The 13,035-nt window shown below is 72.8% G+C and carries 10 protein-coding genes; 4 read left to right on the forward strand and 6 right to left on the reverse strand.

Features of this window, described 5'->3' with window-relative positions:
* Positions 1 to 40 precede the first annotated feature (40 nt).
* Positions 41 to 1,105, forward strand: a complete 1,065-nt coding sequence (locus tag AB0H93_RS04905; RefSeq protein WP_358567523.1) for an NADH:flavin oxidoreductase/NADH oxidase — start codon at positions 41 to 43, stop codon at positions 1,103 to 1,105.
* Between the two features lie 114 nt (positions 1,106 to 1,219).
* Here AB0H93_RS04905 and AB0H93_RS04910 read toward each other — a convergent pair whose 3' ends face one another.
* Positions 1,220 to 3,721, reverse strand: a complete 2,502-nt coding sequence (locus tag AB0H93_RS04910) for an ABC transporter permease (protein ID WP_358567526.1) — start codon at positions 3,719 to 3,721, stop codon at positions 1,220 to 1,222.
* On the reverse strand, positions 3,715 to 4,461 hold the full coding sequence (locus tag AB0H93_RS04915; protein ID WP_358567529.1) for an ABC transporter ATP-binding protein: 747 nt from the start codon (positions 4,459 to 4,461) through the stop codon (positions 3,715 to 3,717). Before AB0H93_RS04915 ends, AB0H93_RS04910 begins: the two co-directional genes overlap by 7 nt.
* 132 nt (positions 4,462 to 4,593) lie before the next feature.
* Between AB0H93_RS04915 and AB0H93_RS04920 the strand changes: the two genes are divergently transcribed.
* Positions 4,594 to 5,751 carry a sensor histidine kinase gene (locus AB0H93_RS04920; protein ID WP_358567532.1) on the forward strand — a complete coding sequence of 386 codons (1,158 nt, stop codon included), beginning with the start codon at positions 4,594 to 4,596 and terminating at the stop codon, positions 5,749 to 5,751.
* On the forward strand, positions 5,748 to 6,392 hold the full coding sequence (locus tag AB0H93_RS04925) for a response regulator transcription factor (RefSeq protein ID WP_132491774.1): 645 nt from the start codon (positions 5,748 to 5,750) through the stop codon (positions 6,390 to 6,392). Before AB0H93_RS04920 ends, AB0H93_RS04925 begins: the two co-directional genes overlap by 4 nt.
* 67 nt (positions 6,393 to 6,459) lie before the next feature.
* Here the strand turns inward: AB0H93_RS04925 and AB0H93_RS04930 are convergent, their stop codons facing one another.
* Together AB0H93_RS04930 and AB0H93_RS04935 are read right to left on the reverse strand one after the other, a co-directional pair.
* Positions 6,460 to 6,954, reverse strand: coding sequence for a DNA starvation/stationary phase protection protein (locus AB0H93_RS04930; RefSeq protein WP_358567537.1), 495 nt, complete (start codon positions 6,952 to 6,954; stop codon positions 6,460 to 6,462).
* 200 nt (positions 6,955 to 7,154) lie between these two features.
* Positions 7,155 to 7,709, reverse strand: coding sequence for an NAD(P)H-dependent oxidoreductase (locus tag AB0H93_RS04935; protein ID WP_132491770.1), 555 nt, complete (start codon positions 7,707 to 7,709; stop codon positions 7,155 to 7,157).
* Positions 7,710 to 7,881: 172 nt separating this feature from the next.
* Here AB0H93_RS04935 and AB0H93_RS04940 point away from each other — a divergent pair, with 172 nt between their 5' ends.
* Positions 7,882 to 8,946 (forward strand): alpha/beta hydrolase, encoded by a 1,065-nt coding sequence (locus tag AB0H93_RS04940; RefSeq protein WP_358567540.1) that lies wholly within the window; start codon positions 7,882 to 7,884, stop codon positions 8,944 to 8,946.
* Positions 8,947 to 9,058: 112 nt separating this feature from the next.
* On the opposite strand, the gene AB0H93_RS04945 is transcribed toward AB0H93_RS04940, so the two are convergent.
* Both AB0H93_RS04945 and AB0H93_RS04950 read right to left on the reverse strand, forming a co-directional pair.
* Positions 9,059 to 11,506: a LuxR C-terminal-related transcriptional regulator gene (locus AB0H93_RS04945; RefSeq protein WP_358567543.1), complete on the reverse strand. Its 2,448-nt coding sequence runs from the start codon at positions 11,504 to 11,506 to the stop codon at positions 9,059 to 9,061.
* A gap of 23 nt (positions 11,507 to 11,529) precedes the next feature.
* Positions 11,530 to 12,897, reverse strand: a complete 1,368-nt coding sequence (locus AB0H93_RS04950; protein ID WP_358567546.1) for an Hsp70 family protein — start codon at positions 12,895 to 12,897, stop codon at positions 11,530 to 11,532.
* Between the last annotated feature and the right edge of the window lie 138 nt (positions 12,898 to 13,035).

Here is a 13,035-nt window from a genome sequence, read left to right on the forward strand (position 1 = left end):
CCTCGGAATACCTCGTTCCGCCAGGGCGTCAAAGCTGGTCGTGAGCCATCTCTTCGAACCGATCAAGCTTCGCGACGTCGTCGTCCGCAACCGCGTGTGGGTCGCGCCGATGTGCCAGTACTCGGCCGCCGACGGCCTGCCCGACGACTGGCACCTGGTGCACCTCGGCCAGTTCGCCACCGGCGGGGCCGGGCTGATCATCACCGAGGCGACCGCGGTGGTCCCGGAAGGCCGGATCAGCCCGCGGGACACCGGGCTGTGGAACGACGACCAGGTCGCGGCGTGGCGGCGGATCAACGACTTCCTGCACGCGCAGGGCGCGGCGACCGGTGTGCAGCTCGCGCACGCCGGGCGCAAGGCGTCCACGACCCCGCCGTGGGAGGGCAGCAATGCGGTGCCGGCGTCCGAAGGCGGCTGGGAGACGGTCAGCTCGACCGGCAACGCCTTCGGCAACCTGCCCGCGCCGCGCGCGCTGACCGAGGCCGAGATCGCCGAGCTGCCCGAGCAGTTCGCCGCGGCCGCGCGCCGTGCCGAAGCGGCGGACTTCGACGTGATCGAACTGCACTTCGCGCACGGCTACCTGGCGCACCAGTTCTACTCGCCGCTGGTCAACGACCGGACCGACCGCTACGGCGGCGACTTCGAGAACCGGGTGCGGGTGCTGCTGGAGATCACCGAAGCGGTGCGCGCGGCCTGGCCCGCGGACCGGCCGCTGCTCGCCCGCCTCTCCGCGACCGACTGGGTCGAGGGCGGCTGGACCGGCGAGGACTCGGTCCGGCTGGCCGGGCTGCTGGCGGAGCGCGGGGTGGACCTCGTCGACACGTCGACCGGCGGCGCGGTGCCGAAGGCGGACATCCCGATCGGCGCGGGCTACCAGGTGCGATTCGCCCGGCAGGTCCGCGCGGAGGCGAACGTCCCGACGGCGGCGGTCGGCCTGATCACCTCGCCGGAGCAGGCGGAGGAGATCGTCTCGTCGGGGTCGGCGGACGCGGTCCTGCTCGGCCGCGAGCTCCTGCGCGACCCGCACTGGCCGCTGCGCGCGGCCGACGCGCTGCACGCGGACAACATCTGGCCGAAGCAGTACGAACGAGCCCGCCGGGTCTGACCCACCGCGGAAGAACCGGTGACCGGGCGCGTGGGTCGCGCCCGGTCACCGGGGTGGGCCGGTGGGGGAATCACCGCACCGGCCCTGCTCGGCCGTTACGTGCGCGGGTGGCGGTCACTCCGTGGCGATCGCCTTCAGGACGTCGGTCCTGGCCGCTCGGCGGGCGGGCCACATCGCCGCCAGCACCGCGCAGATCGCGATGGTCACCAGGGACGCCGCGATGACTTCGGTCGGCATCGTGAAGTCCCCCAGGCGCTGGCCGAACATCGCGTGCTGCATCACCGCCCCCACCGGGACGCCCACCAGCACCCCGAGCAGCGCGCCGAAGATCGACACCACCGTGCTCTCCACCCGGATCGTCCGGCGCACCAGCAGCCGCGTCGCGCCCACCGCGCGGAACACGCCGATCTCGCGGGTGCGCTCCGCGACCGAGAGCATCAGCGTGTTCACGACGCCGAACAGCGCGATGACGATCGCGACGCCGAACATGGCGTACATCAGGGCGAAGGCGAACGCCTGCTGGTCGACGCCGTCCTGGACCATCGACTCGCGGTCGCCGATGGTCACGTCCGGCCGGTCGCGGAAGGCGTCCTCGATGCTCTGCCGCGCGGCGGCGGGATCGGGCCCGGAGGCGTACACCGTCGTGACCTGCTTGCGCAGGGATTCGGGCGCCAGGCCGACGTCCAGGAAGAGGCTGGCGCCCAGTTCCGTCGCGTCGTAGACGCCCACCACGCGCTGCGTGACCGAGGTCTTGGCGTCCAGTTCCAGGGTGACCTCGTCGTTCATCCGCAGGCCCAGCATGTCGGCCTGGTTCTGCGAAACGACCACGCCGCGCGAGAGATCCGCGCTGCCCGCGGTCAGCTTCGGCGTGAGCACTGTGCCCAGGGCGGCGGGTTCGATCGCGGAGATCCGCCGCACCGTCTCGCCGCCCGGGTACGCGAGCTCGATGAGCACGTCGCGGCTCCCCGCCACCTCGGTGACGCCCGGCAGGCCGCTGGCTTTGCGCAGCTCGGCCGGGGTGAGCGCGGATTCGCCGCCGGCGGCGGACTGCAGGACCGTCGTCCGGTCCGGCAGATTCGCGCGGGTCGTCGAGGCGATCAGCGCGGCGAACGTCGAACTGATCGTCGCGAACGAGCACACCAGGGCCAATCCGATGGTGATCGCCGTCGCCGTGCCCGCGGTGCGCCGCGGATCGCCCGCCGCGTTGCGCAGCCCGAGCCGAACGGCCGGCCCCGATCTCGCGAAGGTCCGCGCGAGCGGGCGCAGCACCAGCTCGGCGAGCTGCGGCGCGAGCACGATCACCCCGATCACCCCGACGACCGCACCCACCAGCGCGATGATCCGCGCGGCGTTCGACGAGCTGGGATCCGCCGTGGCGGTGATCATCCCGGCTGCGATGAGGAGAAAGCCGATACCGAGGAAGTTCCTGCTGCGCTTGACTCCTCGCGGCACGACCGCGTCCATGCGCAGTGCCGCGACGGGTGGCACGGCGGCCGCACGCCGCGCGGAGCCGTTGGCGGCCAGCACCGTCACCAGCACTGCGACGGCGTAGCCGAGCAGGACGGCGAACGGGGTGACGGTGAACGCGACCTCGTCGTCCGGGCGCAGCGCCGAGAGCAGCAGCGGGGCGATCGCCACCCCGGCCAGCGTGCCGATCGTGCCGCCCGCCACGCCGAGCGCCACGGCTTCGGCCGCGATTCCCACCCTGACCTGCCGCTTCCGGGCGCCGACGGCGCGCAGCAGCGCGAACTGGCGGGTCCGCTGGGTCACCAGCACCGCGAAGGTGTTGGCGATGACGAACATGCCGACCAGCAGCACGACCGCCGCGAACGGCAGCATCGTCATCCGGAGGTCCTGCACGTCGGAGGCCGACTGCTCGGCGAGCGCGTCGGCCAGGGCGCGACCGGTCGTCACGTGGTGGTCGTCCGGGACCAGCGCGCGCACGGCGTCCGCGATCGCGCCGGGATCCGCGCCGGTCAGCTCGATCCGGTGGAAGCGATCGCCGAGCAGGCTCGCCGCGGTCGCCGACTCGTAGGCCACGACCGGCACCGCATCCGAGGGATCATTCGAGTCCACTATGGACTCGGGTCCTAGCTGGCGGTAGCCGAACAGCCCGGTCACCATGGCCTCGTCGACCTTCCCCTCGGACAGCAGGATCCGCGCGGTATCGCCCACGGCGAGCCCGGCGGTCCGCGCATCCGACGCGTTCAGCGCGACCTGCCCCGGCCCGGTCGGCGGACGGCCCGCCACCAGTTCGAAGCGCTCGTCGCCGCTCCAGTTCGTGGCCGCCCGGTCCAGGACCGTGCCGGTCTGGACGAGCTTGCCGTCGCGGCCGACGATCCCCGCCCGGCCGACGATCACGCCCTCGGCCCGCGCCACCCCGGGCACCGCGGCCAGCCGGTCCCGGTCCGCGGGCGCGAGCACCGGCTCCTTGCCGGGGCTTTGCACGGAAACGCCGACGTCGTGGCGGATTTCGCGGGCGGCGAGGGTGGCCGCGATGGAATCGGTGACCACCCAGCTCCCGACCGTCGCGGCCACGCCGAGCGCGATGGCGAACAGCGTCATCGCCAACCGCGCCCGGTGCGCGAGCAGGTCGCGCAGCATGGTCCTCAGCATCGGGATGCGGTCCTCTCCATCGACTTCATGCGCTCCAGCACGCTGTCGGACGTCGGCGCGGAGATCTCGTCCACGATCCGGCCGTCCTTGAGGAACAGCACGCGGTCGGCGTGCGCGGCGACGCTCGGCTCGTGGGTCACCAGCACGACCGCCTGCCCGAGCTCGTCGACGCTGCGGCGCAGGAAGCCGAGCAGCTCCGCGGCGGTCGCGGAATCCAGGGCACCGGTCGGTTCGTCGGCGAAGACCACCTCGGGCCGGGTCACCAGGGCTCGCGCGCAGGCCACCCGCTGCTGCTGGCCGCCGGAGAGCTGGCTGGGCCGGTGGTGCAGCCGGTCCTGCAGGTCGACCGCCTCGACGACCTTCCGCAGCACGTCCGGGTCGGGCTTGCGACCGGCGAGGTCGAAGGGCAGCGTGATGTTCTCCAGCGCGGTGAGCGCGGGCAGCAGGTTGTAGGCCTGGAACACGAATCCCACGCGGTCCCGGCGGAGCCTGGTCAGCTCGTCGTCGCGCAGGCCGGTGAGTTCGGTGGCGCCGATCCACACCTGGCCCTCGTCGGGCTCGTCCAGGCCCGCGACGCAGTGCAGCAGGGTCGACTTGCCGGAGCCGGACGGCCCCATGATCGCGGTGAGCTCGCCGTGCCGGAACGCCACGTCGACGCCCGCGAGCGCGGTCACCTGCGAACCTCCCGCGCCGTAGTGCTTCGCCAGGCCCGTTGCCCGGACGGCCGATTTCGATGTCATGGCACGGAATCGTGCGCGCCCGGGCCGCTCCCGCGCGTCACCGGAAAGGCCACGGCCGGCGCTAACTTTGGTTACACCGGAGCTGAACTTCGGTGGGACGCCGGAGCGGGCCGGCCCGGCTACGGTCGTGGTGTGGCGAAGCGCATGCAGGTGGTGCTGCTGGCGGCGGTGGTCGCGGCGGGGACGTTCGTGCCGGTCAGCGGCGGACCGATCCCGTACCCGCTGGCGGTTTCCGGCGCGCCGCCGATCTTCGGCGTCCTGCTGTCCGCCGTGCTGGCGGCCGCATCGGTGATCTGCGTTCTGCTGCTGCCGCGCACGCCCTGGCCGATGATCGTGGCCGGGCTGGTGGCCTGGCTGCTGATCTCGGCCTGGGTGCCGCTGTGCGTCAGCTCGTACCTCGCCGCCCGCACGATCCGCGAACAGCGACGGCTGATCGGCTGCTTCGCGGTGGCGAGCGCGGCGGTGCTCCTGCCGACCGCGATCGGTCTGGCCTTCGGCCGAGCGGGCCTGGCGCTGGGCGACATGTTGGCCGCGCTCGGCGGCGTCGGCTTGTTCGTCGCGCTGCCGTTCGTGCTCGGCCTGTGGAACCGCTCCCGCCACGACGTGCTGGACGGCCTCCGCGAGCGCAGCGCGCAGCTGGAGCGCGAGCAGGCCGCCCGCGCGGAGCAGGCGCGGATGCAGGAGCGGGCGCGGATCGCCCGGGACATGCACGACGTCGTCGCCCACCGGGTGTCGCTGATGGTGCTGCACGCGGGCGCGCTGGAGGTCAACGCCGCGGACCCGGGCACCGCCGCGACCGCGGAGCTCATCCGCACCACCGGCCGGGAAGCCTTGGCGCAGCTCAGGGATTCCATCGGCGTCCTCAAGAGCGCGACCTCGGACGCCCGCCTCGGGCCACGACCGACGCTGGTGGATCTCGACGGCCTGCTCGACCGGTCCCGGGAAGCCGGAATCCCGGTGCACCGGCACGACGAAGGGACGCCGCAGCCGCTGCCCATCCTGGTGGAGCAGGCGGCGTACCGCGTCGTGCAGGAGGCGCTCACCAACGTCCACAAGCACGCCGGGACGGCTCGCACCGATGTCGAATTGCGTTACGTGGACTCGGTTCTGGAGGTCGACGTGATCAACGAAGCGCCGCGGGCACCGGTCGAGCCGCTGCCCGGCAGCGGCATGGGGCTCGTCGGCCTGCGGGAACGCGTCGAGCTGCTCGCCGGCTCGTTCGCGGCCGAACCGCGCGCCGACGGCGGGTTTCGGGTGTCCGCCCGGTTCCCGCTGGAGGAGCGCGCGTGATCCGGGTCCTGGTGGTCGACGACGAGGCGCTGGTCCGGGCCGGGCTGCGGATGATCCTGGAACCGGCGGCGGACATCGAGGTGGTCGGCGAGGCGGGCGACGGCGGCGAAGCGATCACCGCCGTCGCGAAGCACCGGCCGGACGTGGTGCTGATGGACGTCCGCATGCCGGGCGTGGACGGGCTGACCGCGCTGCGGGAGCTGCGGCGTTCCCCCGCCCCGCCCCGGGTGATCATGCTGACGACGTTCGACCTGGACGACTACGTGCACACCGCGCTGCGCAACGGCGCGGCGGGATTCCTGCTCAAGGACACGTCGCCGCGCGACCTGGCCAACGCCGTCCGGATCATCGCCGAAGGCAGCGCCATGCTCACCCCGAGCATCACCAAGCGGCTGCTCGACACCTTCGCGGAGCTGGAGTCGCCGGCGGCCGCGGAGGCGCGGCAGCGGCTGGCGGCGCTGACCGAGCGGGAGGGCGCCGTGGTGCGCGCGGTGGCCAGGGGCCTGTCGAACGCCGAGGTCGGGGCCGAGCTGGCGATGAGCGAGGGGACGGTGAAGGTCCACGTCAGCCGGGCGCTGGCGAAGCTGAACCTGTCGAACCGGGTCCAGCTCGCGCTCCTGGTCCGCGACGCGGGCCGTTGAACGCGGCCGCAAAAAGCCCGTGCGCACTTTGCAAAGTACGCACGGGCTCTGAACTGCGGAGATGTGACTATTCGGCGAGCTGGGCCTGCCACATCCAGTGCGACTTCTCCAGTTCCGCGGCGATGCCGATCAGCAGGTCCTGGGTGACGAGGTCGGTCTTGTCGGTCTCGTCGATGCGGGCCCGCAGCCGGCGGATCAGCTCCGCCAGCGCGGCCACGATCGCCGCGACCACCTCGCGGTCGCTGCGCCAGTCCGAGTCGAACTTCGGCACGCCGGAGCCGTCGGCGACGGTCGCGGCACGCCCGTCGGGCGAGACGCCGATGGCGGCGGCGCGCTCGGCGACGTCGTCGGCGAAGCCGCGCGCGGTGGTGACCAGTTCGTCCAGGTGGAGGTGCACGTCGTGGAACAGCCTGCCGACGACGTTCCAGTGCGCCTGCTTCGCCACCAGGTGCAGGTCGATGAGGTCCAGCAGGGTGCCTTGCAGCACCTTGCCGGTGATCTCCCGGTCCTGGTCGGCCAGCGGGCTGGAGATGGGGTCCTTCTTGACGGTCTTCTGGGCCATGAGCTGGGCTACCTCCTCGAACGCGAGCAGACCCCTCGAGGGTCCTGCCTCGGCGGTGCCCTCGCACTTCGAAGCGGTGTGACCTGCCGTGGGATCAGTCCCCACGGCAGTTTCAATTGAAACTGGGGTTCATCAGTTTCAATTGAAACTGGTGACCTCCGCGCCTGGCGGAGCGTGGTGCGGACGGCCGGGAGCAGGGGTCAGGTGCGGTTGGCGAAGTCGACGACCTGGTGGCCGATGGTGCGCAGGACGTTCGCCACCTTCTCGTCGGTGCACTCGCCGCCGGCCTCGAACTGCGTTTCGGCCGAGTTCACCGCTCCGCCCAGCGGCGTCGGCCAGCCGCGCAGGGCGTGCACCACCGAGCGGAGCGCCTGAAGCGTCGTCACCGTCGCCTGCCAGCCGTAGGCGATGCCGATGCAGCCCACCGCCCGGCCGTCCAGGTAGGGGCGCTCGTCGCCGCGCAGGTCCTCGGCGTAGTCCAGGGCGTTCTTGATCAGCCCGGAGATCGTGCCGTGGTAACCGGGCGAGGCGAGGATCACGCCGTCCGCCGAGCGCAGGGCGTCGACCAGCTCCAGCGCGTTGTCGGTGCGCTCGGTCAGGTGCGGGTCGTAGAACGGCATCGCCAGGCTGCTGCCGGTGATCGCGTGGACCTTGGCCCCGGCCTCTCGAGCTCCGGCGAGCGCCGCGTGCAGCACCCGCTCGGATTGCGAGTCCGGTCGCACCGATCCGCCGATTCCCACCACGGTCACCGTCATGCGTTCGATCCTTTCACCCGCTGCCCGCGTCTGTCCCCCCTCCTGCGGGGCTGCTCGCCACGCTAGAACTTCGAGCGCGCTGGAGGTCAAAGCCACCCGGCCGTGTCCCGGGCCACAGCTACCTGCGGGTAACCTCAGCACCACTTGTCGCCTTCCGGGGAGGTCAACGCCGATGTCGAAGGTCCTCGAACTGGTGCAGCCGACGCTGGAGGCCGCGGTCGTACGCGGCGTTTTCGCGCTCCCCAAACCCGCGCGGCGGCTCCTAGCGGGGCGCGCGATTCGACTGGACGACCAGGAACTCGCGCTCGATGCTCAACTGCTGCTCAAGTTGATGCGGCTGGCCGGCCACGAGCAACTGTCGGCGGCCACGCCCGAGATCGCCCGCGCCGGGATACGGCGGTCGACCAAGATCACCGCCGGCCAGGTGCCCGGCGTGGTGGTGGCGGACCGCCGGATCCCGACCGCGTCGGGCGACCTGACGGCGCGGCTGTACCGGCCGCGCGAGCTCTCCGAGCCCGGTCCGCTGCTGGTCTTCTTCCACGGCGGCGGTTGGGTCATCGGCGACCTGGACAGCCACGACGACCTGTGCCGGTTCCTCGCCAAGCACGCCGGCATCCGGGTGCTGTCGGTGGGCTACCGGCTCGCGCCGGAGTTCCCGTACCCGGCCGCCCTGGACGACGCCATCGACGCCTACCGGTTCGCCGTCGAGAACGCCGCCGAGCTGGGCACCAGCCCCGACGCGATCGCGGTCGGCGGGGACAGCGCGGGCGGCAACCTGGCCGCCTCGGTCGCCCTGCACGCCACCCGGTCCGGGGCCGCGAAGCCGGTGTTCCAGCTGCTGATCTACCCCGCCGTCGACGCCACCACGCGCCGCCGGTCGCGCGAGCTGTTCGCCAACGGATTCCTGCTCACCGACGGCGACATGGACTGGTTCATGAACCACTACGCGCCGGAGGAGGACGTCCGCGGCGACCCGCGGCTGTCGGTGCTGCTCGCCGAGGACCTCAGCGGGCTGCCGACGGCGCACGTCGTCACGGCGGGCTTCGACCCGCTGCGCGACGAGGGCGAGGAGTACGCGCGGCGGCTGGCGGAGGCCGGGGTGCCGGTGATCGCGCGGCGGTTCCCGGACCTGATCCACGGCTTCGCCAACCTCCGCCCGATCGGCGACCGCTTCCAGGAGGCGTTGTTCGAGATCGTCGGCACCCTCCGGGCCGGGCTGGAACTCCAGAAGGCCTGACCGCAGGGCCCGTGGACGCCAAGATGCGGTTAGCGGACCGCCTGTCAGCCAATCAGGCGAAGGCGCCGTTTTCGCGCGAAACCGCCGCCGACCCGGGATCCGGGCCGGGTCGTCACTGGCCCAGTAGTTCGCGGAGGCGGTTGAGGAGGTCTTCCCGGTTGGCGCAGCCCAGGCGTTGCTTTATGCGGCTTATGTGGTGCTCCACCGTCTTCGCCGAGATGAACAGGCGCTTGCCGACCTGCTTGTAGGTCAGTCCGGCCAGCACCAGCTCGGCGACCTCCTTCTCCCGCTCGCTGAGCAGGTCGGTGTCGCCGCCGCGCACCGCCCGCGGCCGCGGCGGCTTGCCCTGCAGGGCCCGCGCGCATTCCAGCAGCGCGAGCATCGCGCGCCGGTCCTTCGTATGGATCGCCGCCTGCCCCGCCAGCCGCGCCCCGTCCCAGGCCAGCCCGGCCGAGTGCAGCCCTCGCGACGCCTGTTCCACCTCGTCCTGGTCCACCTGGCCGGTGAGGATCTGCAGCCACACGCGGGCGGCTTCGGCCATCGCCGCGGCCAGCGGGTTGTGGTGCGCCATGCCGTCCAGGTCCGCCGCGAGATGCCGCGCGTCGTCCAGATCTTCCAGCACGATCGCGGCCTGCAGGCGCTTCCAGGTGAGCATTGACGTCCACAGTGGAGGATTGCCGAGCCGTTCCAGCAGGCTGCGCGCCTCCGCCAGGTACGGCGCGATCCAGTCCTGGTCGCGTAGTCGCGCCGCCGCGACCACGAGTTCGCCCAGCGGCAGCAGGGCGAACAGGTCCACCGAGTGCTCGGCGACGGCCTGCCTCGCCTGGCCGCGGGCGGCGGCGAGGGCCCCCATGTCGTTGTCCCGGCTCGCGATGCCCGCCTCGATCGCGGTGGCCAGCAGCCGATCGCGCGCCGCCGGACCGGCCGCGGCCTGGAGCTTCACGCGGGCCGTCACCGTGTCGCCGCGCACGAGGGGCAGCCACGCCGCCAGCAGCCGGTGCCGGTGGTGCAGCAGCGGACCGCCCGCGCTCGCACCGATCGCCCTGTCCAAGGTGGACTGCGCGACGTCCAGCTCACCGCAGTGCAGCGCGACCAGGGCGGCGATCGCAGCCGGGCTGTCCGGCACCAAGATGCCGCGGCCCACCGGCTCCGAAAGCGAGGCCGATCGCACCAATGTGGACAGTGCCGCCGCGGCCGAGCCGACGACCGATTCCCGCACTCCGGCGGCGAGTTGCGCGGCAGCGCCGGTGATCGACGTCGGCGGTCCGGCGTCGTCGGAGGAGCTGAGCAGCTCGTCGGCCTCGCCCAGCCGGCCGGAACCGATCAGGCCCAGCGCGGCGAACGCGCGGTCGCCGGGCCAGCGCAGCTTCCCCACCGACCACCGGCACAGCTCGGCCGAACGCTCCAGCAGCCCGCGGTGCGCCAGGACGCTCGCCGCGACCTGCACGCCGAGTTCCTTGTCCGGCACCTCGTCGTCGACGATCACCTGGTCCGCCAGGCGCAACGCCTCGTCGAGATCGCCGGCCACGGCGGCGGCGCGCGCCTGCCGCGCGGCCACCGACACCACCGGAGTCCCCGCCGACACCGCCGCGGCGAACAGCGGCCGCGCCAGGTGCGGGGCATCGCGCAGGGCCTCGTCGCCCGCCTTCTCGAACGCCGCGGCCAGGGTCGCTTCCGGCAGCAACGCGATGTCGGCCCCGAGCAGCGGAGCAACCAGCGGCAACACCGAACCGCCGCGGGCCAGTTGGGTTTCGACGAGGCGACGGGTCACCCGGAGCCGCCGTTCCCACGGCGCCAGCCGCAGCGCCGCCGCGCGGACGATCGGCAGCAGCACGTCGTCGGCGCCGACCAGGCCGGCGGCTCGCACCACGAGCAGCGCGGAGCCGACCTCCGCCGGGTCGAGGTCGAGCAGCGCGGCGAGCAGATCGGGGTGCGGGGTCGCACCGATCGCCATCGCCATCACGCATTCCCGGCCCGCCTCGCCGAGCTGGTCCAGGTCGTGCTGGAACTGGTCGAGAGCGCGCGCCGGCAGCTCCGCCGCGCCCGGCTCGGCCGCCGCGAGCACCCGGCTCACGTAGCGCGGCACGCCGCCGGTTTGCGCCTGCAGCCAGCCGATCCACTCCGGCGCGACCGCCCCGGCCTGCGCCGCGATCTCGTCCCGCCCGAGCGCGGCGAGCAGCACCGGTGCGCCGAGCTCGCCGATCAGCTCCGCCAGCGCCGCGGGCCGCGGCCCCGGCCGGTAGGCGACGACCAGCCGCGCGCCGGGCCGCCGGGCGACCTCGCGGAGCTCGCCGAGCACCGCCTCGTCGAGCCGGTGGGCATCGTCGACCAGCACCGCCCCGTCGCCGGCCCGGTCGAGCGCGTTCGCGCCGAACACCGGGATCCCGGCGTCGTGGTAGGTGCGGGCGAGCTGCTCCAGCAGCGCCGTCTTCCCGTATCCGCCCGCACCTTGCACTCCGGCGACGAGCGACGCGGCCGGATCGGCGGCGATCACCGACCGCAGCCCGGCCGCGTGCCCGTCCGGCAGCAGGGCGGGACGGGATGTCGTCGAGTGGTTCACGCCTGGAGTCCTTGTCATCCGGGTCACTGGCGCATGTGCTGGATCGCGCTGAGGACGCCGCCGAGCGGCGCGTTGTTGGGCAGGAAGTAGGTGAGCAGCAGCCCGCCGATGATCAGCACGGCGGCGATCGACAGTTTAATGATCTTGATCCGCCGGGCCCGGTCCTCGTCCGGCGGTTCCAGCGGCAGCGGCTCCACGTCGACCGGCGGGCGCGGCGCCTCCACCGGTTCCGCGTCGTCGTCGAACGACTCCTCGGGGCCCTCGATGCGCATCAGCACGCTGGTCTCGGCCACCGAACCCTGGTCGGTGTCGGTGGAAAGCACCTGCACCGCCGCCAGCGCCGCCCCGCCGGCCGCGGCCAGCTCGGGCGCGACGTCGACCTGCGGCGGCAGCTGCAACCGCTCGGCCACCAGCTGCTTCAGCAGCGGCGTGCGCGCGGTTCCGCCCGCCAGCACGACGGAATCGAGGTCGTCCGGCGACAGCGTCGCCGACTGCACCGCCTGCAGGATCAGCTCGGGAACCCGTTCCAGGTGCGGCCGGGCGAGCTGCTCGTACCGCGAGCGGGACAATGCGAATTCCGTGCGCAGACCGGGCAATTCCACTCGCAGCTGCACGCCGGACTGGTGCGACAGCGCTTCCTTCGCCCGGACGCACTCCGCGCGCAGGTGCGCGAGGGCGGCCCGCTGGTTGAGATCGGCGAGGTCCAGCGCGTCCAGCCGGTCGCCGAACTCGGCGCGCACGGCGGCGAAGATCTCGTCGTCCAGGTCCTGGCCGCTGGGGTGGTCGGCGTTCAGCGGCGACCCGACCACCTCGAACCCGTGCTCGCGCCGCCGCAGCACCGTGGCGTCGAAGCCGCTGCCGCCGACGTTGGCGATGACGATCGGCTCGTGCTCGGCGACCCGCTGCTTGGCGGCGTAGTCCAGGGCGACGGCCATCGGCTCGGCCACCAGCGTCACGTCGGTCAGCCCGAGCTGGACCAGCGCCTGGTGGACGAGCCGGGTGCGGTGCGGACCCCAGGTGGCGCTGTGCGCGATGGCGATGTGCTCGGCGGGATGCCCCTGCCGGTGGGCGACCGCGTCGGCCACCCACTCGACCATCGTCGCGACCAGCCGCTGCGCCGGGATGAACTCGCTGCCCACCAGCAGCGGCAGGTCGTCCCCGAGCCGCCCGGTGAAGCCGCGGGCGACCCATTCGTGGTGGGTGATCTCCTGCCGTTGGGCGGCTTCACCAGCCACGAACGAGCCGTCCTGCACCTTGCACAGCACCGTCGGCACCACCGGCCCGGCCGCCAGCGGGACCGGCACGGCCGCCGCCCACCGGCTGCCGTCCCGGCGGGCGATGGCGGCCGTGGTCGCCGTCGCGCCTAGATGAATGCCCAGGACGTAAGGCATGCAATCCCTTCGTGTTACCGAATCGGCCACCATCGGGCGATGCCCGCGTGGCGCGGAGTGGACACAATTTAGCGCGTACTCGGTTACTCACAGGTGTCAGATGCCCCAACCTACCCCCCAATGGGCCACCCATCGGAT

Origin of the sequence: Saccharopolyspora sp. NPDC050642 (assembly GCF_040654735.1) — a bacterium.
Classification (GTDB): Bacteria; Actinomycetota; Actinomycetes; order Mycobacteriales; family Pseudonocardiaceae; genus Saccharopolyspora; species Saccharopolyspora elongata.

Bases quoted from the DNA above. Each gene is read 5' to 3' on its own strand.
- AB0H93_RS04940 (WP_358567540.1), top strand. From the start codon at position 7,882: ATGTCGAAGGTCCTCGAACTGGTGCAGCCGACGCTGGAGGCCGCGGTC.
- AB0H93_RS04915 (WP_358567529.1), bottom strand. From the start codon at position 4,461: ATGACATCGAAATCGGCCGTCCGGGCAACGGGCCTGGCGAAGCACTAC.
- AB0H93_RS04935 (WP_132491770.1), bottom strand. From the start codon at position 7,709: ATGACGGTGACCGTGGTGGGAATCGGCGGATCGGTGCGACCGGACTCG.
- AB0H93_RS04930 (WP_358567537.1), bottom strand. From the start codon at position 6,954: ATGGCCCAGAAGACCGTCAAGAAGGACCCCATCTCCAGCCCGCTGGCC.
- AB0H93_RS04950 (WP_358567546.1), bottom strand. From the start codon at position 12,897: ATGCCTTACGTCCTGGGCATTCATCTAGGCGCGACGGCGACCACGGCC.
- AB0H93_RS04910 (WP_358567526.1), bottom strand. From the start codon at position 3,721: ATGCTGAGGACCATGCTGCGCGACCTGCTCGCGCACCGGGCGCGGTTG.